Origin of the sequence: Enterobacter sp. HG048, assembly GCF_024702055.1 — a bacterium.
Classification (GTDB): Bacteria; Pseudomonadota; Gammaproteobacteria; order Enterobacterales; family Enterobacteriaceae; genus Enterobacter; species Enterobacter dykesii.
Genome location: NZ_JANLIZ010000005.1, coordinates 38,736 through 63,599, shown reverse-complemented (window position 1 = coordinate 63,599; position 24,864 = coordinate 38,736). Strand labels below are relative to the sequence as shown.

The following is a 24,864-nucleotide window of genomic DNA, read 5'->3' as shown; positions in this document are numbered from 1 at the left end:
ATGAATCTGGCGCAACTGATTGATAATGATTTTATTTCATCAAGGTTGAGTGAGTGCCTGCTGCCAGAGGCGACTGCCGGACACCTCGACCGCCGGGCGTTGATCCGTGACTGGCTGTACCGGGAAAAACATGCCCACCACAACGATAACGAACTGACCGTCCCTGATGACAGCCACCCTGGCTGGCCAAGACAGGAGGAGTGGGAAGCCAGCGGTATTAACTGTCAACGACTAGGTCAGACCTTTCTGCTCAGCGCTGGCCCTGCTTGGTGTCCGCAGTGGCTGGAGCAGGGAAACGGCATGCCTTTTCTCGCCAGCGATCAGCACCAATTCTGCCGCCAGGACACTCGAGTACCGATGGACTATGTCCTGCGCCGTTACTTCAAGAAGGACAACTATATCAGCTATCAGGCACCGGGCCAGCGCGATGCGGTACGCCGGGCTCTGTTCGCCCCACCGGGCAGTACGCTATTGGTCAATTTGCCCACTGGCACCGGGAAAACACTGGTAGCGCAAGCATTAGCTCTGACAGTCTCAGCTCCCGGGGCACTTTGTGTACTGATCGCCCCGACCACGGCGCTGGTGTTGGAGCTGGCTAGCCGTTTCCGGAAGTTACTGATTGAAGCAGGGAACAAAGCAGAATCTGTCACCGGCTGGTATAGCGGCTTACCGGCGCAGGATAAATATGATACGTACATGCGTATCCGTGTGGGTGAGCAGCGGCTGATCGTCACCTCTCCTGAAGCTACCTGCAGTTCCCTGCAGTTCGCCTTATTTGAAGCAGCAAAACAGGGAGGGCTGCGGCATGTTATTGTTGATGAAGCGCATATTGTCGCCAGCTGGGGGAACGACTTTCGCCCGCATTTCCAGCAACTTGGTGGCTTAATTCGCGGGCTGAAGCGCGTCAGCCGTGAAGCGAATCTTACACCGTGCTCAACACTGCTGATGAGTGCGACTATCACCGAAGCCAGTCGTAAAATCCTGCGCGATACCTTCGATCAGGAGATGAGCGAAGTCCATGCCTGCCATCTGCGCCCGGAACCTGCTTACTGGTGTTATCGGGCAAAAGACCACAGCGACAAACGGGATAAGGTGCTGCAATCGCTGGCTCATGCGCCACGCCCGCTGATCCTCTACGTGACACGACCGAAAGAAGCTGAAGAGTGGGCGCAACAGTTGCGTTTGCAGGGGTATCAGCGTTTGGCAACATTTACCGGTGATACGCCGAGTGAAGTACGCCGAAGCCTGCTGGAAAAATGGGATAAAAACCAGCTGGATATCATGATTGCGACCTCAGCATTTGGCGTAGGTATGGATAAAAACGACGTGCGCACAGTGATCCATGCCACAGTGCCGGAAAACATGGACCGCTTCTACCAGGAAGTGGGACGTGGTGGACGCGATGGCTATGCCTGCACCTCACTGCTAATTTACAATCATCAGGATGTCAAACAGGCAGAACATCTGTCCTCACAAAAGTTGATTGGTCTTGAGTTGGGCCTGGAACGCTGGAAAAAGTTATGGGGCAGTGCCGAATCGGTGGGCGACAACCTGTATCGTATTGATATAGAGAGGATCCATAGCGGCCTTAATTTCCGCAGCAAACAAAATAAATTATGGAACTTGCGTACCGTACTGATGATGGTGCGTGCAGGAGTGCTGGAACTGGATGCCGATCTACAAAACCCGCCAGACAAAAAAGACTTTGCCGATGTTAATCGCTACGAAGCGGCAAAAGAGCAAATCATCCGACAGAACGGAAACTCACTGGTAGTACGCATCCTGCGTAGTCACCACACCGGAGAAGAATTGTGGAAAACACATATTATCCCCTCCCGTGAAGAGACGCTGCAAGCTGCAAGGGCTAACCATAATGCATTAATCAACTGGCTGCATACGCCACTGAGCAAACCGCTGTGCGAGGCACTTGTGGATCTCTACTCGATGGCGGAATTTATTCCGGGTCACGCCTGTGGTGGTTGCCCTGCCTGTCGCGATAAGCAGGCGCTTACTAATAATTACCTGAGTCCACCTCCGCTGTTGCTTAACCCGCCAGCGTCGGTGGCACAGCAGGCGTTAAGCCGCTGGCAGGCGCTCAGCGGCCTATCTTACTCCAGTTGCTTTATCACCTATCAGCCAGTCAACGACGATGAGTGGGAACGTGAGAACTGGTATCACCGTGTCGCGACGCTATTGGTGCAACTGCATCTTAGAGGCATTGTCCAGCGCGTCTGGGCAGATCCTGCCTTGTTGCATAGTATATTTAGCGCCATTCCGCGCGGTGAGCGCCTGATCTTGTTGAGTGACGAATTGCCTGCACGTGATGAGCCAGCGCCGGATAACGATGTAATGGCCGAGTTGGCAGAGTTGGTACTTCCCACTCAAGAGTCCTGCGCCAATGGTTACCTGCCGCCTTTCAACCCAGCACCATTACAACTGACGCTGATCCCGCATGATATGCCCGATCCTCACCATCCTGGCGGGGCGCATTACGTTCTTCTCGATAATCACAATTGGATCACCATCGAACAACTTCAAAGGAAACTAGACAGTGTCGATTATCAATAATGCCCATGGTGGCAGCCAGTATGCCGTGCTGGCCGCATTTTATCAGGTGCTGAAAGCCAGCCCGAAGAACCAACTACCGCGTGAAAAGCTGATGGCGCTCTGTGCACCGGAAACATTGCAAACCGGCGACTCACAAAATGCACGTGGTAAAGCGTCTCAGGAATTAAGAGCATGGCTGGACTTGGGGTTACTGACGGAAGAAAAAGTAGAAGAGACAACACAAATCAGTTTCAACGCGAACTATTTCAGCACAAAAAGTATGCCGCTGCGCCAGGCTGCGCGCCGCTGTTTACAGGCTCAGGAAAATAACAGTGACCTGAGTTCACGCGATGAACGCGCCGTCGACCTTACCCTTTTGGCTGCGTTGCTGCTGGCGCTGGATGTCTATCAGAACGCAGAAATCAAATCGGGCAACCTTGAAGTGCTGGTGAACACGTTTATACCTGATTTTCGTATCAACAGTAATGAAATTGCTGTCGTTCCGGGGTATCTCAGTTGGCTGGGCTTTGCTCAACAACTCACTCGCGACAGTTACGCCATTGACCCCACCGATTCTATTCGTGAAGAGTTACCGTTCCTTATGCGTGTTGGCGAACAACTTTCCATCGGCGAAGTGCTGCAACGTCTTAATCGGGCGCTCCCGGTGCTAGATGGTGGCAGTTATCGCCAGCAGGTCGAGGAGCGTATCAGTCTGTATGGCTGGCACTCTCTTAGCCCTAACCGCCTTTCCACCTCGCTGTCGCGTGCGCTGCTGCGGCTTCAGCTTTCCGGAGTAATCAACATGAAGGCTGAGTCTGACGCCAGCGGCGCAATGCAGTTAACCGGCCGGAACGGCAGCGTGCTGCGTACCGTAACCCATCTGACCTTAAATGATGTGGGAGTCCACTAATGCCACAACTACAGAGCTACTGGCCCAGCGAGCAGAACGTTACTGCCTGCATCCTAACCGAGGCTGAGTCACTGGCTGACAGCCAGTTGCTGGCGGTGCATGAACCGATGCGTCTCGACCGCATTGAGTTTCAAAGTGGTAAGGTCACGCAGGTGGGAGAGGGGGCGTTGCTGGACTTTCTGCTTGAACATAACCGCCCGCTGCCGCTAATTGGCGCTTCTGGCGTGGGGAAATCCCACTTGGTACGCTGGGTTCATGCTCAGCTCAAACGTCGTGAAGATCATGCGAAATACCACATTATCCGCATCCCCAAAAATGCTTCTCTGCCACGTGTACTTGCCGCCATTCTGGAAGGTCTTGACGGCGAGGAGTATCAGAGTATTCGTGAAAAGGTTAACGGAGTTGGAAAGCAATTAATCCCCGAAAACGTTGCCGAACATATTGCTCTTAAATTGCGTCAAGCGCTAAACGCAGCATATACAGATGCCATTGAAGAGCTTCGCCAAGAAAAAATGGGAAAAATTCAGCTGGAAGAAAGCAGAAAAAAGCAGCTGGAAGAAATTCAACAACACGCAGCATCATCCCGACTGCCCGCGCTGTTTTTTGACAGCGTGATGACGCAGTATTTCACTGCTCCTGGCGCCTGTCTTCACAATATAGCGCAGCGCTTCTGCCAGGGAGCTAATGACGACAGTATTGCAAACTTGCGGTATGAAATGTCTGCGGAAGACTTCACCTTCAACGGACTGGACTTCAGGCAGGTTTCACCAACAGTGCTTCCCTACCTGCGCAACCAACAGTTGCTTACCAGTGATGAAAAAAAGCAAGCAGCGGCTCGCGTTGTCAACGTGGTGCGCAGCCAGGCGTTAGAAGACACCTTCGTCGAACTATTTAGCTTTAACCGGGCCAATTTCCAGGATCTGATGCGTATGATCCGCCGACAGCTGCTGGCAGAAGGTCGCGACCTGATCCTTCTTGTGGAAGATCTTACCGCCACCTCGGCGATTGAAGATGTTCTGATCGCCTGTCTGATAGAGGAAGATGAGTACGACGGCAAAAAGGTTTTATGTACTCTAAGATCGATTATTGCGGTTACTGAGGGTCACGATAGCTTTAAGCGCCTACGTAATACACTAGGCACCCGTGCCCGCTACGAATGGGTGATCCAGCAGCATGCCAGCGAAAACGATGTCGCACTGAAAAAACGCGTTATTGACTTTTGCGGCCGCTATCTCAACGCTGCCCGTCACGGCGCTGCTGCTCTGGAAACTTATCACCTCCAGCAGGACGCGCAGTGTTATCAGGAGATTCCTGTATGGCAGGATCAGGAGGTGCTGGAGAACGAATCTGCTGCGCCAGCGCTGGCCAGTTTTGGCAGCACTAGCATTGGTCATCCGCTGTTTCCCTTCAACCCAGCAGCCATTGGGCAGTTGGTAGAACGACACTGCAAAGTTAAAGAACAAGGCCTAGTGTTTATCCCGCGTAATATTTTGCATGAAATTTTGCGCGAACCACTGAAAAAGTATCGCCAGAATTATCTGGACGGGCAGTTCCCGCCATCACAATTTGCTGAGATTGTATGTAACCCGGCATTACAGCAGAGGGTACGCCTGGAAGGCCTCAGCCAGCCTGAGCGGATTAATTCACTGCTGGCTGTTTGGGGGGGAAATAGTACAAACCTGGCAGGTCTTACGCCCGCTATCTGTAAAGAGTTTGGTCTGCCGGATGCGGCAGTACTGTTGGGGGGCGGTGGAACGCCACCGGAACCAGCACCGGAACCAGTACCGGAACCTGTACCAGTACCGGAATCAGTACCGGCACCACCATCACCACTTGATGAATGGAAACTCGTGCTGGATAAATGGCACCAGAGCAAGACGCTCGAGCAAACCAGAGCCCGCGACATTCGTAAGTGGCTCCTGGAAGCGCTGAATGCCCGTATCGACTGGTCAACTGAGCTTATCCAGACCTCTCTCATGGCCAGCTCAGCAAAAACTCAGGGTAGGATCCACTTGCCCGGCGTGCTTGTAGGGAATCAGTCACATCCGCTGGTGAAGCTTGAAGATACTCCTGAGTTGCGTAGCGCCTGTCTGGCGATGGCGCACTTCAACCATTATCAGAGTTGGGATTATGACGGCAGTGAGATCGACTACGCCGCCTTTCATAGTTTCATGGATTGCATTGAGCACGAAGTAAAACTCAAGGTGTTGCAGGAAGAACGCGATGAGCTTTCTAGTATCATTAACGATCTGCAGTTAAGTGGTTCATTCCTTGGGTTGGATGGATTATCAGCATCCCATCCGACCACGCTGGTGCAGGCACTGTTAACGGAACCGCAAGTCGCAAACAGCAACCATCCACTGCTGGATGAGTTCTTAACCCAAGCGCGCGACACCGTGATTGATGAGCATCTGAAACGTCGCGAGCATTTAATCGCGCTTACGGCGGCGAAAAAACCGGGTGCTCAGCCGTATGCTATTAACGGCTTAATGCTGGTGGAGGCGTCTAAGAAACAACTGCCAGACGCTGGCAAACAACCGGGCAAGATCCATGAAGTCAAAAGTAAGCTCGGTGGCTACCGCACCCTGCTATTGAAGACCCAAGAGAGCATCACTGAACGCCTGAGCGACGGCAACAGCGCCAGCCTGGCAGCGGTGAACCTCTGCGACACCATGAAGGAGATAGTCGAACTGGCGAATAGCGCGGACGTCGCCCGTCCAATGGGTGAAACTGTACCGGTACTGCTGAAGTTGCTGAAGAACTGGAAAGATCCAGAGCTGAAAAAACTGATCAGACAACTGGAAAAACTGACGTTGCCAGCCGATAACTCGCACATGTTGATGAGAGAGATCCTTGCCATCAATGGCGAGCAGTTTGAGGCGTTTCGACAGTTATTAGAGACTTGGGGCAAGTTCGAAGACGCCACCGACAAGTATGTGCAACAGCGTATAAGCGATAAGGGCGGAGACCAAGTTGAGGATGCAGAAAACCAAGTTACAGATACCCTGGCAAACCTGGCTGAACAGTTAACGCTGCTGGAGGCGGACTTATCATGAGTGAAGTAAACATCAATGACGTGGTAACTCCCGTAGCCAGCGTACCGGAAGAACGCGGTATTTTTGCACGGCGCAGCGGTGATTTTAAAGCACGCCTTCAACGCTACCTACAAATGGAGAAAGCTCAGGATATCCGCGATAACCTGCTGCGGATAGCAAAAAAAATCGATACTCCGACTCAAACACTAGCACAGGCCCTCTGTAGCTATAGGGTGTTAAGGCAGGTCCACGACGATGAAACGGGTAAGCCGATTGTTGGTCCGTTTGACCGTGCGACTTTCGGCAATCCACAAATCCTGCTGACGGCCTTTTGCCAGCAGTACGCGACGCATAAACATGATGTTGAGCAAGAGGGTGAACTTGCCCTGCTTACTCAAGAAATTAGGCGCTTAGCCAGCGAACTCAGCACGCACACCACCGCGGCGTGGGTTAACTATATTCGCGGATTAAAAGCGCAGTGGGAAGTGGATCAGAGACTGTTCAGTAACTTGGCGCATCAGGAAGGACAACGAAAAGTACAACAGCACTACAGTGATCTCGTGGAAAAGTTCACCAGCAGTAGCCGGGGGCTGCCGAAAACCATTGAAGAATTTGATACGGTGAGAGACCTGCATGAGAAACTCTGCCAGCAACGCGGAGCACTTAAGCTGGATGTGCCAGAAGAGGTCAATCTCTTCCTCAAAGCCGTAGCCGGGCAAGGTGCCACGCTCGATATGTTGACGCCTAATGTACTCAGTTGGCTGACGGAAGAAGACGACCCGACGCGCTATCGCATAAGACGCCTGTAAGGAGCCGTAGTTTCAATGGAACAGATTATTCGCGCAGTACTTGATGGGCTGGAGTCGCAGGAGGCGGTACTCCTCACTTGGGGTAACACACAAGGTTTTTTCACTGAGACCGAGTTCCGTAATACTATTTCTCAGGTCTTACAGAACCACCCGCTCGAGGCCAACGGCCTAACTAGTTTTGGCATAGCGAAAGTTATGATCGATCGTGGATTGCTACTGCGTCACCAGCAAAATGGTGTTTCGGTGTTTCGTACCCGCATGGCGGAGGCAGTGCGCCTTTACAGCCAGTTGCGCCAGATGTTTCCTAAGCACGGCCTTAATAATAACTGGCGTACCGCATCGACGTTGGTGTCCGACTATCGCTTCTTACGCCGCCAACGCAAATACCCGAAGCGTAACCAACAGGCTGCTGAAGTTTTGCAGCAACTTGATGAAATAACTGGTTTTACCTCTACGCACCGCCAGTTACTGTCGGCCCTGCTCAGCCATTCGAGCGGAATGTACAACCTCGCCTACTTTCAACAAGAAGCCTGCAAAAACGTACTGCGCGGATTGCAGCAGAGCCAGCACCGCTCGACTGCTACCATTGTCTGCGCCGGAACTGGGACTGGTAAAACTTTGGCGTTCTATCTGCCTGCTCTGACCTTTATCGGCAGTGAACTGGTCGCCAAAAGAAAAGATGCGGTAAAGGCGCTAGCAATTTACCCTCGGAATGAACTGCTGAAAGATCAGTTTATCGAAACGCTGCGTCAGGTACGTAAACTGAACGGTTTGCTGGAAGAAAAAGGCGTGCGCAAAGTACGTATCGCCGCTCTTTTCGGCATGGTGCCGCTAGATAAAGACGCGATTTATCGTGACTACATGAAAACGGCTTGGAGCCGGCATCGTGACGGCATGTCCTGCCAGTATATTCCCTGCCCGACGGATAGCTGTCGTGGCAAAATGGTCTGGCGCACCGCTGATCTTGAAAACAGCTTTGAACGTCTGCATTGCGATAGCTGTACGCAGACCATCGAGCCTGATGAAGTGATCCTGACGCGTAAGCGTATGAAGATCGAACTGCCAGATATTTTGTTTACCAGCACCGAAATGCTGAATAAGCAGATGGGCAACCCGTTTCTGGCATCGCTGTTTGGCATCGGCAAAAATGTCGTCCCGCCATCGATGATGCTGCTTGATGAGGTGCATACCTATTCCGGCGTCAGCGGTGCACAGAACGGCATGCTGATCCGCCGCTGGCGGCATCTTTCCGGTGCTACACCGCACTTTGTTGGACTGTCCGCAACGTTGGAGCAGGCGACGCGCTTTATGGCTTCGTTAACCGGGTTGGAAGAGTACCTAGTGGCGGAAGTTAGTCCGATCGAAGACGATATGGAGACAGAGGGCGCGGAGTATATGCTGGCTCTACGTGGCGACCCGGCGTCCCGCTCTAGCCTTTTGTCCACCACCATTCAGGCCTCCATGCTAACCAGGCGTATGCTCGACAACGCCGCAGTGCCGGTCAGCAACGGTATGTACGGCACGCGCAGTTTTGTATTTACAGATGATATTGACGTCATTAACCGCCTCTATTTCCAGCTACTGGATGCCGAGGGTCGTTACTCGAATGGCAATATCAATGCCAAAAAAGAACCGCTGGCGATGCTGCGCGGCGATGCGCCAAATGAAGAGAAATTTACCTTTGGTCAGCAATGGCCGTTGGCTAAAATGATTGGCCATACACTCGATTCTGCTGACCGCAGCAACGTTAAGCGCACCTCTTCGCAGGATGCTGGCGTCGACCATGCTGCGGATCTGATTGTCGCTACCGCGTCACTTGAGGTCGGATTTAACGACCCGAACGTCGGTGCCGTTATCCAGCATAAAGCCCCGCGCGATAATGCCCAATTCCTGCAGCGTAAAGGGCGTGCTGGACGTCAACGAACCATGCGCCCGTGGACCGTGGTTGTGCTGTCCGACTATGGCCGTGATCGCATGGCATTTCAGTGCTACGAAAACCTGTTTGAGCCGGTACTAAAGGCGCGCCAACTGCCGGTCGGCAACAGTTACGTACTGCGTATGCAGGCGGCCTTTGCCACTATGGACTGGCTCTCCAGCCGTAACGAGTATCTTAATCAGTGGAATCGTGGTATCTGGGATGACCTATCCGTCCCGCAGGACAAAGGTAAGCCATCTGAAGCTCAGTCAAAGCTGGCCGATCTGATTGAAGACCTTCTGAACAGCCAGAAAACCCAGCAGGAGTTTAACTCATGGTTGGCTGAAGCACTGGGGATTAAGGACGAAAAACTGCTGCAGTCATTGCTGTGGCAACCCCCACGCGCGATTATGACCGCGTTTCTTCCTACGGTACTTAGAAGACTGCGCTCCAACTGGTCGCGCCTTGGCATTGAGCAGGCCGATAACTGCCGCAAAAGCACGCCGATGCCTGATTTTATACCGTCCGCGTTGTTTAACGACCTCTGCCTGCCGGAGTTACAGATTAACCTGCTAGGTGAAGTCGGTCAGGAACCCGATGCGCACAGCATGCCGATTTTGCAGGGGATGAAAGATTTTGCCCCGGGGCGTATCAGCAAGCGCTTTGCCATCAAAAACATTCGCGAATGCCACTGGCTAGTGCCGAAAAAACTCGAGCTGAAAGATGGTTCGCATCCATTCCCGATTGATGATTACTGCCCGCCAGACAAACGGGAGTCCATGCCCGATTGTCACATTACCACTCGCACTGGCATGCAGGTTATCCCTTGCTTCCGCGCCTGGGAAGTGACTGCCAGCACGCCACCAGATGACCTTAAACTGAGTGAAACCTCAAACGCGTTTCTTAACTGGCACAGCGAGATCCGTCCACCTCAGAACGGCATCCCTGCGGAAGTGCCATCCAACAATGCCTGGCAGGATATTTTCCAGCAGGTGGAGTTTTACAGCCACCAGCAGCACTGTCCGATCGAAGCCGTGCGCTTTGCCACCGGATCACGTGCCAATATTAAATTCAGCGACCAGCGTGAAGACCTGCAGATTGACTTCAAATTTGAACACCAAGGCGAACCCGCTGCGTTTGGCTTCTCGCTGTGGGTAGATGCGATAAAATTCCAGTGTCGGTTACCTAATTTTGATCTCGCTAGCATCAGCAACAACCGTGAACTGGTGGCCGGATTGCGCACAGCGCGCTTCCTGTATGAAGTCAGCCACGACGAGGCAATCAGTGTTAATACTTTCCTCGTTGGTTGGCTGGCAGAAACTGTCCTGGCAGGTATTGGCAGCGAAGCAGTATTGAAAAACTGCACCCCGGAGCAGGCGTTCCGCGCAATGGAACACAACAGCGCAGGGATCGCCTTGATTGACGTTCCTGCTCGAATCTTCCAGACGTTGTATGATGTGCAGACCGGTGAAGAGATAGAGCAGGATCTACAGCAAAGCTTGCGTGAACTGTTGTCCCAAGCTCCGGTGATGGCAAGAATTGCCGACTGGGTGGAACTGCTGTGGCAACCGCTGGATAACACCTGGTTGGAGTGGTTGACCCTCAACTTCACCAACACACTGGGTGCGGCGCTGCTGCAAACCGCTATGCAGTTGTGCCCAGATGCCGACGACAACGACCTAATCCTTGACCTCAACGGTGGGCCGGTGCGCACTGCGCTGCTCGCGCCTGACCAGCGCGAAATCTGGCTGTCGGAAACCACCGTGGGCGGTGGCGGTATCATTGAGAAGATCCAACAGATTTACCGTGAAGATCCGCGCAGTTTCTTCGAGTTGCTAGACTTTAACCTCAGTCCAGGCGACTACGAAACAATGGACAATAATGTCTGGCACCTGCTGCAAACCATGGTAAACCCGACATCATCCCTGCCTGCGTGTATGAACGAAATGCGCCTTGCCAACGATCATGCCAGCCAGGTTCAGGCGCAGCGCAACTTGCTGGGAGAATTGCAGCGCAGCGGCTTTATGACCAGCCACAGCTTCCTGTCGGCGATCAACACCCGCCTATTACGGCCGGGGACCGATGCCAGCAGCGATGTCTTTTTACTGCAACTGCAACAGGATTGGCGACAGCAGGAGCAGCGACTGGGTATTGAACTACCACAGCGTGTCTATGCCTTTACCTGTAGTCAGTCCAGCGCGCTTGACCAGCAACTACAACAAGCTAGCCAAGGGCAGCACAACTTGGAGAGTTGGCGTTTAAATACCTGTAATGGCCTACTGTGGCCACGTGGCCATACCATTCGTGATAGCTGGCTAACTTGGTACAACCCTTACAGCTTTGCCGGGCCAACCGAGCGCCTCCTGCTGGCCCATGTGGTGCAGCACAGTTGTGCTCAGGTGGCGCTCAGCCAACCAGACTGGATGCAGCAGTGTCACCAGCATCTGGAAAATAATGGTAAATGCGAGTTACTAGCCGAACCGGGCGATGCAATAAATGAGGCCATCGCTACTCTTTTAGTCACCCCAGTAGAAATGTATGGGTTGTTCTTCTACCCGCGCGTCAGTGCCCTGCGCCGCCACAACAATGACACCTTCGCCATGATTGAAATTCCGGAGGCGATCCAATGAATACCCGTCGTATCTTTAAATCCAGAACCTCACGCCAGAGTGAAGTTCTTGATGTACTCAGCTCCTTGTTGGTAGCGGAGATCGCTCAGCCCAGCGCGGAATTGTGGATAGTCTCGCCGTGGATCACCGACCTCGACCTGCTGGATAATCGCACCGGCCGTTTCGACTACCTCGAACCAGCCTGGGGACAGCGTCAGGTGCAGACCTCAGAACTGCTGGCGCGTGCGGTAGCCAACGGCGGTACGCTTAAAGTGATGACCAACGAGACCCAGCATAATGCACGCTTTATCCGCCAGTTAACCGAACGCGTCGCCAACTACGGCATGCTGGATAACCTGTACATTGGCCAGAAAGAGGTACTGCATACCAAAGGGTTCCTCGGAGATCATTTCTTCCTAAGCGGTTCAATGAATCTGACGATCGGCGGGATCGTGATCAATGATGAACAGATTAACTTGACCACAGACAAAACCGCCATCGTGCAGGCGTTGTTAGCATTTAACGACTTTTACCAACCGGCACAGGGAGGTGTGCAATGAACAGCGCTGATAGCGAAAAGTTCCTGCGAGCCTTTTTCCATAGAGAAAACAATATTATCTCTTGGGAAAAAATCGCGGGTGGCCTGCTAGAAGCATCAACCCAACAGCGGTTGACCCCCTGGCTTAACGATGTCCGCAACGGATGCTTCCCGGTGATCCTGCCGCGTGTAGTAAAGGGCAGTAACGATAAAGTGACTTGGTATGCAATGGCCGATGAGGAACGAGACTATGCGGAGTTGCGCGAGTTATTAGACGCGCACGTCGGCACCTCGTGGTCTGACTTTAACCGCCAGCGCACGATGCTGGATCCGAGCGACCCGGTGGAAAAAGCGTTGATAGACCACTATAGCGATAGAGTATACAAATTTAGCTCGCTTTCTCAGTCGAGGATCCCGGAGATTTTCAATGGCATTGAGCGCTTGCGCCAACAACTCGCCAGCCGCCCGATTCACCAGCTCATACTTCTACGCCCGCGTGGCCGTATTCTGCGTGACGTCCGTGCCGCCTTGCGTCGACGTGATGTGCCGCAGACTCGCCTCTATCTGCAGGAACTACGTGAAGCTGGTGGCATAGGCCATATTAACGAACTGTTTATCGAACTGCGCTGCATGGCTCTGGAAGGTGATGCCAAAAGCCTGCTAGATTCGACTCAGTTGCGACAGGTCTTGGATATGCCGCACCCGTTGGTGTTGGCTGAAGAAGTGATGACGGTTTTCTATCAGCAGTTTCTGCTGAAGTATGAGCAGTTGAGCGACCTCGCAGCCCAACGACAAGCATTTAATATTTTGCTGGTGAAGAACGTACCGCGCCTGTTCCAAGTGACGCAGGGTATAAACACGCCATCGGCGATCAAAAATATCCTACTATGGTTACTTTCTGACACACAAAGTGATCCTGCAAGACTGAGGGAACAGGCACAACAAGTGGTTGCCGGTATGAAGGGGGCAACAGACGATGACCGGCACTGGATCCGCCGGTTGCTGGAAGCATTCCCGGCCGTTGCTGTGGCCTCGCTACCGGTGGCGAGCACCGATGAATTGCTTGCCAGAGCCGATGAATATCCTGAAAGCGTTCTGAAAGAATTACTGTTACTACCGGTCAGTGCTCGCGGTGCAGCTATTGCTTTGCAATGTGCTTGGGTCATAGGCAGTGCAGAAGCTGCTGTGAAGGCTGTAAGCTATCTGCAACAACTGGCTCAACAAGAGCGCGACTTGTTACTGGCGAAACCGGCCTTCCAGCGTTATTACACTGCCTTACAGTTGATGCTGCCATCCAAACGAACAGAACATGATACTGCAGGTATCAATAACTGGCAGGACTGGTTGAAGGAAGTCTTAAATAACCCTCGATGGTCGGGGGCGATAGAAGCGGTAGAACAGGCCTGCGGCCAATGGAACGCAGCGGCTTTCCAGCCCGAGGCATTTGTTTCGTTGCTGGATAAAACCAACAACTGCGCCAGCATGGTGTTGCGCGATGCCATTCCAGTACTGCTCGAGTGGCTGGATAACCATCAAACAAGTGCTTCCTGGCAGTCTGTCCGGTTAGCATTGCTGCAACAATTGGCGCTGGACGACAATAGTTCTCGCGAAGATATCTTTACTGCCTGTGATCTAACACGCGGTTATTTAGAGGGCGATAGTAATGCGCACGATTACCGCGAACTAATAGAAAACCTGCAGATGATGATCGAGAGTTCAGGTACCACCAGCGCTAGCGCCTGGCTGGATTTGCTGGAACTGTTCTTGGTCTACCCAACTGCTGACCAACTTGCCAGAGAACAATTATTCAATCTGGTACTCAACATGTTTTACCGCAACCCAGCCCGCTATAGTAAATTGCAGTGGAACCTATTGGCTCAGTTTGCTGGTGAGTGCGGACTTGTCTGTGAAATTCCCCCACAAATTTTAGAGGACAGCGGGGAGAAAAATGATGAGGTTCGTGTCGGATCAACATTGAATGACAAGGTAGTGGGCATTTATACATTGACTGAGTCGGTAGCACAGCGTGTGAAAAAACAACTACTAGCCGATTATCCTCAGGCCGATATTCGCCTCAACAACGATAAAGGCGGCTCAACCATGCTGCGTTCATTGGCTAGAGAAGCGGATGTATTTATTTTTGCTTGGCTTAGTTCTAAACATTCTGCTTATTACGCGATAAAGGAAGAGCGAGGGGATAAACCATTATTGCAACCTTCTGGAAAAGGCAGTACGAGTATGCTGGACTGCATACGTAGTTATCTTAAATTGTAGTAAAGGTAAAAAACTTAGCTGTAACCTATAACGTCACAGCTAAGTTCAATCTCGGGCTATTCACCCCGATACACGCAACCCGCACTACAGGTTTCTTTCACCATGACAGCACTCAGAATTGGCAACTGTGTTTTAACCTGACTCCATATCCATTTGGCGAGTACTTCGCTGGTTGGGTTTTCCAAGCCAGGGATGTCGTTGAGATAGTAGTGGTCCAGGCGATCTAGCGTCGGCTTGAAAATGGCCTTGAGTTCAGCGAAATCAATAATCCAACCTGTGTGTTTATCAACTTCACCAGTTATCTCAAGGCGCACGACAAAAGAGTGTCCGTGTAAGCGGCCGCATTTATGGCCTTTAGGAACATTGGGAAGACGGTGTGCGGCTTCAAATGTGAAATCTTTGTATAACGTAGTTTTCATGGTGACCTCATTTTTTGTTATACAGTAACAATAAGAAGCAAGATTTCCTAGCATTTAAGAATGAGCATTAGCACGCTTGTGTATTCCGACCCAAACCGGATTGTTTTCGATTGTGAGCCTCTTTGCAGGATGAGCATGCAACTCAATTGGACGTTATCGCTAGTCACAGCCTTACATCGACTAATATCACCGCTTCGTACGTAAGTTTAAAGATTGGCGGCAAAAAAGAGCTTCAGCATTCTCATGACGCTATTTCAGTTGGATAACTGAAATCTCCACTACGACAACTCAGGCTGTAACTAACTGGTCTCGCATGGTGCGCAGAGCCAGACGGCTTTACTGACCCTGAGGATAGCATTGGGGAGGAAGTGCTGTAGCCGTCTGGCTAATTGCCTTTCACCCGAATCAGGATTTACATACGGGCAGTGCTGTCGCCCGTTCTCTGTTAGATCGCCGTGCCAGTGTGTAAACCACGGGCGTTCGGTGATGTATTCAGGATGGTATTGCGGCTTACTGCCGCAGAAGTGGCAGGTGTAGCTGTCGTAAGGGTGAAGCTGTCCAGTGGTTGCTCCCGTGAGACGCTTATTAGCGTCAAGCGCAATAAAACATTTGGCGTAAATCGTCATAGTATTGGTCCTGTGCCATGCGACACGCAGGCGTAAGCCGTCCCGAGGAGGGCAGCAGTGCGGGTCATACGACTGGTTGATTTAAATTAGGGGGAGATGTGATTGCGTTCGACAGGTTACTGACGGGACTGCGCTATGCGTTGCTGTAGCCAGGCTTCCACTTCGCTTTCAAGCCAGCGGGAGCTGCGACCCAGTTTGATTGGCTTCGGGAATAGACCATCTTTAATTAGCTTGTAAAACCATTTGTCCGTAAGCCCTGTAAGCTTCGTGATGAACCGCATATCCACCAACTGGTCATCAAGCAAAGAAATTTGTTCTGTCATGTTGCTGTCTTCCATTGTGGGATAATCCTGAGCTGGCGGTTGATTGCTCGTTACCACCAGCCCTTCCACATCAATGGATTGATACGTAAAAAAGTGCAGAACGCGAGTTACACCGTGCGAGGACGCCCCAGTCCGCTGGGTGGCGGTACCTCGCTGGCTCCGTAATGATAATGACCGTGCTTTTGCTCTTCTTTGGCAAGGTAGCTGATGATGTAGCGCAGGTTATCGATGGCTTCGGTATCATCATAGTTCACTGGCTTATCAATACTGACTTCATAAGTGGGTTTGTATTCGCAGCGGTTGTAATAGCCTTCTCGTTGCGTTACTTCCCGCCATATTGTTCCGACTCTCTCAGCTATTGGGTAGGTAGCCTGGTTAAGATGCCTGTCGAGATAGAACACGATATGAGCATGGCAGCCGTGGTCTACAGAGCTCTCCAGTACCCAGAAATATCCTGACAGATTTGTGTGCTGCAGGGTGCGTTCAACCAGCATGCGCACCTCTCGCTCGGTTTCATTCCATGAATGACGTTTATAGCGCTCTGTACCTTTCTGATAGAACAGGTCGAGTCTGAGTGCCTGTATTCGGGAGTATCGGTTCAGTAGCTGATTCAGGTGGTCATTGATCAGAGACAGTAGAAACCAGTTCATCGTGTATCTGGAATTAAAAGGGTAAGGAGTGTGCATTGATTTATCCTTTGTCAGGTGGAGTACAAAGGATTGGGATGAGATGTAATTTTTAAGAGAAGCGGGGATACGGCAGATACAGGGAGCTGTGTATCCGGGGCAATACAGGCAGGGTTGCTTGTTGGGGGAAGGAGCTGTGAACAGGGCGGTATAGAAACAGGGAGTGCCCCTTAATTATACTAAAAACCCAAATGTTCATATCAGCTGTTTGAGGATTCTAATGAGGTGAACAGAGGAGATTCGTAGAGTAAAAACTACAGGAATAATGCAGTAAAACGTCAAAGTAATATCACAATAAAATCAGTAGGATATCAGTAGTAAATCAGTTATTCCTCAGCCTGTGACCCGTCTCTCTCCACATAAAAGATGCTCATGCTAATCTGTGTTCAGGAGCCAGAATTAGAGGGAAGAGACGATGTTGCATTACGATATGATCCGCTACGAGATAATGTATCTAAAAATGCTTGGTGCGCTTTCCAGCACTGATTACTCCTTACAGTGGAGTACTTATGATTCGCCGGATCAGTTTCGACGTTTAATCTCTGAGATCCTTGAACGGCATTTCCTGGGCGATCAGGACAGGATCAAAGTTGGCCGGAAAACTCTTAAAGAATGGGCTGAGTTGCTACTGATTGATAAAGATTATTTTGATTGTTTCAAAGGTACACCAAGAGCATTGTGGTTTGCTCACCATTATATTTTTGAATACCCAGTATTATCTGCAGGGCTGACGCTTGGTGGGTTGGGGAATGACCTCGGTTGTTCAGGAAGATTTAATTCTCTTTTAATGGATAATAATATCTTCACAAATCTTGATTTCCCTAATTTGAATATCGACCTGGACGATATCGATTGGGACCTGATAACCAATCCAAAGGCCACAGCCTCGAAAAAACCGAAACGTGTTTTCTCCCGATTTTATCTGAACGCGGGAGCAAGTACCGATCTGTACAACCCCACCCCGGTAACTGAGCGTGAACTCATCAATGGTGTGATGAGATACATTGATGGAGCTCCATGCTCACTTGGAGATAAGATCTCTTATTTCAAAAAACTGCACGAGCGCTGGCTTGAGCAATATGATTTTTTTCTGACAGATTTTGACTGGATGTCACGTCATGATGAAATTCAGTTAGTCTATCTCTGGGACTATCTCAAAGGAAAAGAACGAATAGCGGGCTATCTTCGCCCTTATAATACGTCCATGCGTTATGACATGATTATTGCGGCTATGGATGTGTGGAACGTCCAACCTGAAGAGAAGCTGGAGTTTATTGAGAAGATGAAACATGCCTGGCAAGCATCAAAATCTTATCGGCGATCTGCTAAATAGCGTTGTGATCTCAGTGGTTTCTTCGTCTGATTTCTCATTGTAGTGATGAATCTGAGTCGACCCTTTGAGTCGATCTAGGGTCCTCGCACTATCTCCTCCTTGTCCCGTTAAGTACAGAGCACATAGTCGAGGTATGAAAATTAGAACGTTTACTTCTGGCTCGAAGCGTGCAAGCTAGCTGATCTGAAGGTCCGCTCTGAGCGAACAGCGGACATTAATAACCTAAGAGTCATAGAGTTCTTGAAACTTATCCCTCCGGGTATGAAAGCTGGCGTGATACTTAAATAGGCAGAATAATTTATCTGCAAAACTCAGAAAACATCTGTTTATGAATAGGAAAAAGGAGAGCAACAACCCTCCTTTTATTTTTTAACTTCACTATAATTTAAATACCAGTCCCTTAGGCGCATCGTATAACGTAGATATTTTTACTTCAGCTTTAAAACCTTTTTCCTTAATTGCCAATAAGTATGCTTGCCTTAAATTTTTCTCCATTCTTGGATCAAAGAGAATCGAATCTAACAGTTCGCCTGGATTAATTGTAAATTGGAAAATATCACTATTAACTGCATTGTCATCACCAGAATAAATTAAACGAACTTCGTTTTCGTGTTCAAATTCCACACGTTTATATAAAAGTGATTCAGCAATACCTGAACCATCAGTATCTAATAAATTAACTGACATGAGCTTTTCTAGAAGATTGATTTCTGGAAGATAAGAAACCTTGCCTATAAAACACTTTAAATTATGGTGCGTTGGTTCTGCTGTTTGAAGTGCAGTTAATAATTTCCTTGGTGTGGTTGAAACTCTTACACCATCTTTATCATGGGAATATATCCGCCACATTGCATCAGTTTCACTATGAAATGTCCAGCATTGACCATAAACAGAATCTTTTGCGGAGAATGTGCCTGTTTCCCCATCAGAAGTTTCGATTGTACTATTTAATAAGGCATTCTCGAATGGATCATCCCACTTTATTGGTCTTACTAAAGTTAATTTTTTTTCTTCAAGCAATTGAAGAAAACGATGTATTGGCATAATTCTATAAATAGGTTCATCCAACAATTCATCTGTTAAATTGATATGATTGTTATAGCTCATTGAAATTGACCTTTAGTTCTGTTGGTTAGTATGTTATACAATTAAAAATACAGAGAGAATCTTTTAGAAAAAAACTTAAGGACGTATTCCCACTAATGCAATTGAACTGAGTTTCATAACTGCTTAATGTCTGGAGGCCAGATTAATCACTAAACTCAATAATAAATATAACATTATGCAATGTTTGTTGTTTTCTTTATTTTAATATCTTCATAAGAAAGTTCGATTCCCAATTCTTTGAAAACACCATTAATAATATCATTGTCGTTTTCACTGGTGTTTAAATTCACATCATTTATAATATTTCGCATTGTATTAAGCATGCAAGAACCAGTGTGTAAGTAACGTTTGTAGTCATCAATCAATTCATCAATCGCAGTGTTTTCAATATTAATTACTTTAATGCTCTTGATGTAATCATTGATTGCTTCAATTTGAACAAAGAAAGATTTAATTGAATTTCTTTGTTTTTCATTAAACTCTCCAAATGAAAACTCCATAGCTTGACCAATGAAGTAGATCTGTGTGCACCTCGGAGCGTATCTACGTATATCACCTTGCTCTGGGTTGCCGATTTTCATTTTTTTTGCATCTTTCAATGCCTTACCCATTTTTTTTAGGTTTTTTTTCAATGTTTTTATTTCATCTTCAATTTCTAAACTGAAGTTATTCTTTACCCTTTTCGCTTTCCTTTTGTCTTTAAGATACTCTACTAAAGGCACAGCAAAAATACCTAACGCAAATGTAATCAATGGTATGATATTTTTCAACGAATCAGAAGTGGCTGCCATTTCTTAAGTTTCATCCCAAACAATGTTGCTCTCACAGGCCTGTATGTTACACCCTTTCAAACGCTATGTCCGCTCTTGGCACAAAGCGAACATTCCTTGACGTCCTGTCAGGGAAACCCACCTGGACGTTCAGGTGATTCTGTCGATTATAGTCATAAAAAAGCCGCCCCGGAGGGACGGCTATAAACTCGCCAGTAAACAAGCTGATTTTACCGCTTACGCGGTTCTGTCGTTGCGGTGTTCGCTGACCCACTGCGCCTTTACAGTTTATCGCTTATGAATCCATGAGCCTTAAATGTCCTGACAAAATCCTCATAGCGCGCAATCATCACCCCCGATGTTTCACGCACATTTTGCTGATGAAAGCGGAAGTTTGCCTCCGATTCAACACTCTTACTCTTCCAGTCATGGGGAAGGCTTAGCATCACTGGCTTTCTGTTCGGGTAATCAACACTCATAAACGGTAGCGTACTATCTACATATGCGGTCATAGCGTCCAAAAAAGCGTCTTTCGCACCATTCACTTCAGTATTGAATAACCGATACTTTTCACCGCTAAATTTTTCAGCTTTTTCAATGTTTAAGCAAACATCTTGCCGTATACCGCTCAGGTAGCTCTGCTCAACCCATTGAGTAGTATCCTCATAAGGCAGCAATTCAAGGATCTGGTCGATGATCTTCAGATCATGTTCATCTTGCTTTTTTTTTACAGGGTCCTCAGCAGATTCATTGGATGTGTGGTAAACGTTGGTGGTCTGATTAATATCCCGCCCGGCCTGGTTCACATCACCCTCGGTTTTCTTTGCCTTCTGTTTAATGTTGTTTTGCTGTCTGATTCTATATGTAACACCGCCCCCAATACCAAACAGTGCCAGTACGCCGACTAATAAGCTAAGATAAGTAGCTGCGTCTGCACCAAAATGTGCATTAAGCCATTCAGTCATTTGAACTATGTCCTTACAGTGTGAGTAAGGATTATAATAACAGAGCTAACTTGTGCAGAAACGAAAAAAGGCAGGGGAGGTAACCCCCCTGCCTTTAATCAAGTTCCTCCATCCCTTACGGGCGTCCGGTCAGTTGCTTTATGGCAACCAGACCAGCTAGCATTATCTGCATCACCAGTAAGACTGTTGTTAGCGTTATCACTTCGACGTCTCCTCTTCCAGGAGAGCGCCACACGTAGTAAGTGCTTTTGGTTCTACCCGCCCCCCTCACTCCGCATACCATTAGTTAGCAGGTACAAGCAGTACTCTTTTGTGTGGTAAGCAAACAGGACAGCACTGGACTGACGCCTTGAGCTTTAATATTTCCTTCCGATCCATACAACTAGGTCTGTTAAAAGCCCCTAGGACGAACTCTACAGAGATGGCTATGGTGCAGGTTTCGGCTATAGGGCTCTTTGATGTAATCGAGGGTCATAACGTTGGCAATGTCTGCTCCTGGCACGAAGCGGATCTCGTTTAGTCCTGGGCTACACAAGGTCCTTTGTGTATTAATCTAAAATTCAAAATAATTTCAGATAGATATTATCTCTGTGAATCCCCGCTTTCCTGACTGGAACTCGGGGTTTTTTATTTTTCACGCTGAGACTACTGTATGAATAAACCTGACGGCCTTCAGGCCCTTGAACAACCGCTCGCGTCGCTTCCGCACACGCTTCGCCAGCTTATTCTTGAACGTATCCAGAACCTGACCCATTACGAGCCGGTAATTGGCATCATGGGCAAAAGTGGTACAGGTAAATCCTCTCTTTGCAACGAACTTTTCCGGGGTGAGGTGTCCCCGGTGAGTGATGTGAACGCCTGTACTCGCGACGTACTGCGCTTCCGGTTGCGCAGCGGTCGTCACAGTCTGGTGATTGTCGATTTACCGGGGGTTGGTGAAAACGGGCGGCGGGATCAAGAATACCGTGCCCTGTACCGTCGAATCCTGCCGGAACTGGATCTGGTGTTGTGGGTCATTAAGGCCGATGATCGGGCACTAACCGTGGACGAGCAGTCCTGGCACGGTGTGATGCAACCTTACAGGCAAAAGGTACTGTTTGTGATTAACCAGGCCGACAAAATCGAACCCTGTCATGAATGGGATACCCTCACCAGCAAACCTTCAACACACCAACAGGGAAATCTTAAAGCGAAGCAGGCTGCGATTATGGCGATGTTTAAACCGCATCATCCGGTCTGTGCGGTGTCCGCCAGCACTGGATGGGGCATTGAGGATATGGTGGCAACCATGATGCGCTGTCTGCCTGACCGCGCCACCAGTCCGGTGGTGACACAACTGCACGGGAGACTCTGCACAGAGCCGGTAAAGTCGCAGGCCCGTGACAGTTTCGGTGACGCTGTGGGTTGTGTTTTCGATACGGCTGAGTCATCGTCATTCCTGCCTGCGCCACTGAAAACGGTGATTCGAACCGTGCGGGAAGCCGTGGTAACCGTTGCCCGTGCCGTCTGGGACTGGATTTTCTTATGACAAACCGCTTATGGCGGACACTCCCTGTCCTTGCTGCGCTCAATTAATGAGCAACTAACCCATCGATTAGGCGCAAAGCCGCATCATGGCTGAAATCCACATACTGAAAAAATACGCCTTCCCATGTCCATACCCTGTCCGGCCCCTTCGTTACACTAATCACTTAATTTTCAGCCTGTTAACAGGATGGAGAAAATCTAATGTCCCAGACTGAGCGTCGCCATGAGCGGCTGGCGGTTCGGCTGTCCCTCATTATCAGTCGCCTTGTTGCTGGCGAAACACTGGATATGGGCCTTCTTGCAGCAGAGTTTGGTGTATCGATCCGCACCCTCCGCCGGGATTTTCGTGAGCGACTGATGTACCTGGATCTGGAATATCGCGACGGCACCTGTCGTCTGCTCTCTGGTAGCCATCAACGCGAACTGGCTGTACTGACTTTTGCTCGTCAGTCAGGCGTGGAGGCCCTGTTTCCTGACATGGATAACCACATGGTCAGTTCCCTGTTAAGTGGACCCGGTGAGTCTCCTTGTCTCATATGGGCAGAGTCAGAGTCATTGTCGCCACCCAGGCCAGGCATATTTACACGCCTTGTAAGGGCCATATCAGAGCGTCGTCGCGTGACGCTGCTGGCTGAAGGTTGTCGTTGCTCAAGGCTTGCACCATACCGCCTCGTACTCTGCGGCGGGCACTGGTATCTGACTGGAGAGCACCATCATCGAGTGGCGGTGTTTCCGCTGAATGATATCCATGCAGTTACCTTGCACCCGGAACTGTTCGTGCCCAACCTTCAGATTCGCAACGTTCTCACCGAACCGGAATTCCTCAGAGCTCTTCCCCATTTTCACGTTTTTCACTCACTGCTCGCCAGAACCGGCGACGGTCTTTTACCTCATAAGGAATCATGATGAAGAAAATACTGACTACAACGGCGCTGGCCGTCAGTCTCTGCGCAGGCGCTACCTTTCCGGCGTCTGCTGAAACTGTCGTGGGTACCGTCAAATTCTGGCAGTACATGCAGGCGGATGGCTGGAAATCAGCAGATGGCATGGACAACGACGCGCTGAACAATACGCTCTATCAGGCCAGTGTGATTGGCAATTATCCCTGGACCAGGCAATTCCTGCTGCGTCAGCGTGGTGGCGGTGTATATTTTCTCGCCGATAAGAAAACGCATACCGTGCGCAAGCTGAATCTGAAACCTGCCAGCGGTTATTACTCCGATCTGACCTCGGTCTATCAGAGTGAAGACCAGGGGAAAGGGTGTTACTTCACTATCATCGACACCCAGTATCAGCTGGGGCTGGCTGATGTACCTCACAGCAACCAGGTGCTTGCCGCATTCCCGGAAAACTGTGTCAACAAACAGCAGCAAGCTGCCCTGGCGGCGAAGCGTTCTGCCTCAGAGCAGAAACTGCAGCAGTGGGTAGCTCAACAGAGTCTGGCAGAGTTGTGCCGGAGCACCGGCAATTGCTGAAGCCAAGGAACGGACGATTAATAAGGAATCTGCACCATGAAGAAATTGTATCGACCTGTTCTCACTGTTTTGATGGTTATCGGTGCCATGGGGGTTTCTGGCTGCGACCGCAAGGAAGATGCGGGTGTGAATACGATAGCAAGTTTTAAGGACCTGACTCCGCCACCGTTCAGCAAGGTTGTCTCGCATAAATCCGATATTGCCCAGGAATGGGTAAAGAAGGATGCTTTCGGCACACCGCAATATACGGTGATGAAAACCAACCAGTCGCCGGAAGGCTGTGAGTCAGGCAATTATTACTACATTGCGGATATGCAGCAGAAAACGGTGCAGCCTCTGATTGCTGCCCTGTGTCTTGCGGACAATATCACCCTGAGCTTCCGGATTGAAACCGACAGCTACACGGGTGAAAAATCGGTGGTGTATTCGCACGATGGCAAGGAAATGGGGAAACTCTATCTGCCGGAGAATCAGGAGAAAAATCCATGAAGAAGCTGAAAGGCGTTATCTCAGTTTTCGCTCTGAGCCTTTGTTTGCTTTCACCGGCTCAGGCCGAAGAACAGCGTTACATCAGCATCCGCAACACAGACATGGTCTGGGTGCCGGGCAATGTCTGCGTGTGGCAGTTTCGCCTGGACAACGGCGGCAGTGGTGAGGGGGTTGGGCCTCTGACGCTCTCCCTACGTCTGAAAGACAAAGGGGGAAACACGCTGGTTAAGGGGAATATGGCGGTGGCTGCATTTGGTGAGAGCGATGCGACTCGCTCTCAGGAAGCCTCGCTGGAGAACGAATGCGTGGAAAACCTCAGCTCTGTCGAAATCATGAAGGCAACGGAAGAGCGTAATGGTTACCAGATTGACCTGCCACTGTCTGTTTTCGACCCGCAGTATTACCAACCGCTGCAAGTCACGGTTGTCGGAGGTAAGGCGTCTTAGCCAATTCTTTACCCGTTTGATTCAGCCCCTGTCGCTTATGCCACAGGGGCTTTTTGTTTTA

Annotated in this window: 20 protein-coding genes; 13 read left to right on the top strand and 7 right to left on the bottom strand. The window is 49.9% G+C overall.

Annotated elements, in window-relative coordinates; all coding sequences use genetic code 11:
• Genes dpdF through dpdD form a run of 7 tightly spaced genes read left to right on the top strand, consistent with a single transcriptional unit; the run spans nt 1 to nt 14,637 of the window.
• Nucleotides 1-2,568, top strand: a complete 2,568-nt coding sequence (gene dpdF, locus NUX24_RS08655; RefSeq protein ID WP_257830976.1) for a protein DpdF — start codon at nt 1-3, stop codon at nt 2,566-2,568.
• A complete protein-coding gene (gene dpdG / locus NUX24_RS08650) occupies nt 2,552-3,457 on the top strand; it encodes a protein DpdG (protein ID WP_000022531.1) in 906 nt (301 codons plus the stop codon). Before dpdF ends, dpdG begins: the two co-directional genes overlap by 17 nt.
• On the top strand, nt 3,457-6,513 hold the full coding sequence (gene dpdH / locus NUX24_RS08645) for a protein DpdH (RefSeq protein WP_257830973.1): 3,057 nt from the start codon (nt 3,457-3,459) through the stop codon (nt 6,511-6,513). The genes dpdG and dpdH overlap by 1 nt, the downstream gene beginning before the upstream one ends.
• Complete coding sequence (locus NUX24_RS08640; RefSeq protein ID WP_257830971.1) at nt 6,510-7,301, top strand: hypothetical protein; 792 nt, start codon at nt 6,510-6,512, stop codon at nt 7,299-7,301. Before dpdH ends, NUX24_RS08640 begins: the two co-directional genes overlap by 4 nt.
• Nucleotides 7,302-7,316: 15 nt before the next feature.
• On the top strand, nt 7,317-11,846 hold the full coding sequence (dpdJ, locus tag NUX24_RS08635) for a protein DpdJ (protein WP_257830968.1): 4,530 nt from the start codon (nt 7,317-7,319) through the stop codon (nt 11,844-11,846).
• Entirely contained in the window at nt 11,843-12,385 is a 543-nt protein-coding gene (dpdK, locus tag NUX24_RS08630; RefSeq protein WP_001097549.1) for a phospholipase D-like domain-containing protein DpdK, read from the top strand. The genes dpdJ and dpdK overlap by 4 nt, the downstream gene beginning before the upstream one ends.
• Nucleotides 12,382-14,637 (top strand): protein DpdD, encoded by a 2,256-nt coding sequence (gene dpdD, locus NUX24_RS08625; RefSeq protein WP_169330405.1) that lies wholly within the window; start codon nt 12,382-12,384, stop codon nt 14,635-14,637. Before dpdK ends, dpdD begins: the two co-directional genes overlap by 4 nt.
• Nucleotides 14,638-14,693: 56 nt before the next feature.
• Here the strand turns inward: dpdD and queD are convergent, their stop codons facing one another.
• The 4 genes from queD to NUX24_RS08605 all read right to left on the bottom strand — a co-directional run bounded on the left by queD (nt 14,694) and on the right by NUX24_RS08605 (nt 16,691).
• Nucleotides 14,694-15,056 (bottom strand): 6-carboxytetrahydropterin synthase QueD, encoded by a 363-nt coding sequence (gene queD / locus NUX24_RS08620; protein WP_169330404.1) that lies wholly within the window; start codon nt 15,054-15,056, stop codon nt 14,694-14,696.
• A 299-nt stretch (nt 15,057-15,355) separates the two neighbouring features.
• Nucleotides 15,356-15,682: a putative zinc ribbon protein gene (locus NUX24_RS08615; protein ID WP_374693103.1), complete on the bottom strand. Its 327-nt coding sequence runs from the start codon at nt 15,680-15,682 to the stop codon at nt 15,356-15,358.
• 116 nt (nt 15,683-15,798) lie between these two features.
• Complete coding sequence (locus tag NUX24_RS08610; RefSeq protein WP_241515502.1) at nt 15,799-16,005, bottom strand: AlpA family transcriptional regulator; 207 nt, start codon at nt 16,003-16,005, stop codon at nt 15,799-15,801.
• Nucleotides 16,006-16,112: 107 nt separating this feature from the next.
• Nucleotides 16,113-16,691, bottom strand: coding sequence for an inovirus-type Gp2 protein (locus NUX24_RS08605; protein WP_241515494.1), 579 nt, complete (start codon nt 16,689-16,691; stop codon nt 16,113-16,115).
• A 415-nt stretch (nt 16,692-17,106) separates the two neighbouring features.
• Between NUX24_RS08605 and NUX24_RS08600 the strand changes: the two genes are divergently transcribed.
• The gene (locus NUX24_RS08600) at nt 17,107-18,024 is read left to right on the top strand and encodes a hypothetical protein (protein ID WP_257830962.1); all 918 of its coding nucleotides are present in this window, start codon (nt 17,107-17,109) and stop codon (nt 18,022-18,024) included.
• A 378-nt stretch (nt 18,025-18,402) separates the two neighbouring features.
• On the opposite strand, the gene NUX24_RS08595 is transcribed toward NUX24_RS08600, so the two are convergent.
• The 3 genes from NUX24_RS08595 to NUX24_RS08585 form a co-directional block, all read right to left on the bottom strand.
• Entirely contained in the window at nt 18,403-19,131 is a 729-nt protein-coding gene (locus NUX24_RS08595) for a DUF2971 domain-containing protein (RefSeq protein WP_049023534.1), read from the bottom strand.
• Nucleotides 19,132-19,304: 173 nt separating this feature from the next.
• Nucleotides 19,305-19,922: a hypothetical protein gene (locus tag NUX24_RS08590; protein ID WP_000741681.1), complete on the bottom strand. Its 618-nt coding sequence runs from the start codon at nt 19,920-19,922 to the stop codon at nt 19,305-19,307.
• A 260-nt stretch (nt 19,923-20,182) separates the two neighbouring features.
• The gene (locus NUX24_RS08585; protein WP_000141342.1) at nt 20,183-20,866 is read right to left on the bottom strand and encodes a hypothetical protein; all 684 of its coding nucleotides are present in this window, start codon (nt 20,864-20,866) and stop codon (nt 20,183-20,185) included.
• A 652-nt stretch (nt 20,867-21,518) separates the two neighbouring features.
• Between NUX24_RS08585 and NUX24_RS08580 the strand changes: the two genes are divergently transcribed.
• From NUX24_RS08580 to NUX24_RS08560, 5 genes are all read left to right on the top strand, one after another.
• Entirely contained in the window at nt 21,519-22,394 is an 876-nt protein-coding gene (locus tag NUX24_RS08580; protein WP_169330393.1) for a GTPase family protein, read from the top strand.
• A gap of 200 nt (nt 22,395-22,594) precedes the next feature.
• A complete protein-coding gene (locus tag NUX24_RS08575) occupies nt 22,595-23,299 on the top strand; it encodes a YafY family protein (protein ID WP_000083853.1) in 705 nt (234 codons plus the stop codon).
• Nucleotides 23,299-23,868 (top strand): hypothetical protein, encoded by a 570-nt coding sequence (locus tag NUX24_RS08570; protein WP_000722972.1) that lies wholly within the window; start codon nt 23,299-23,301, stop codon nt 23,866-23,868. Before NUX24_RS08575 ends, NUX24_RS08570 begins: the two co-directional genes overlap by 1 nt.
• Before the next feature lie 36 nt (nt 23,869-23,904).
• Complete coding sequence (locus NUX24_RS08565; RefSeq protein ID WP_241515461.1) at nt 23,905-24,357, top strand: YfjS/YafY family lipoprotein; 453 nt, start codon at nt 23,905-23,907, stop codon at nt 24,355-24,357.
• Nucleotides 24,354-24,803 carry an IrmA family protein gene (locus NUX24_RS08560; protein WP_257830953.1) on the top strand — a complete coding sequence of 150 codons (450 nt, stop codon included), beginning with the start codon at nt 24,354-24,356 and terminating at the stop codon, nt 24,801-24,803. The genes NUX24_RS08565 and NUX24_RS08560 overlap by 4 nt, the downstream gene beginning before the upstream one ends.
• Nucleotides 24,804-24,864 lie beyond the last annotated feature (61 nt).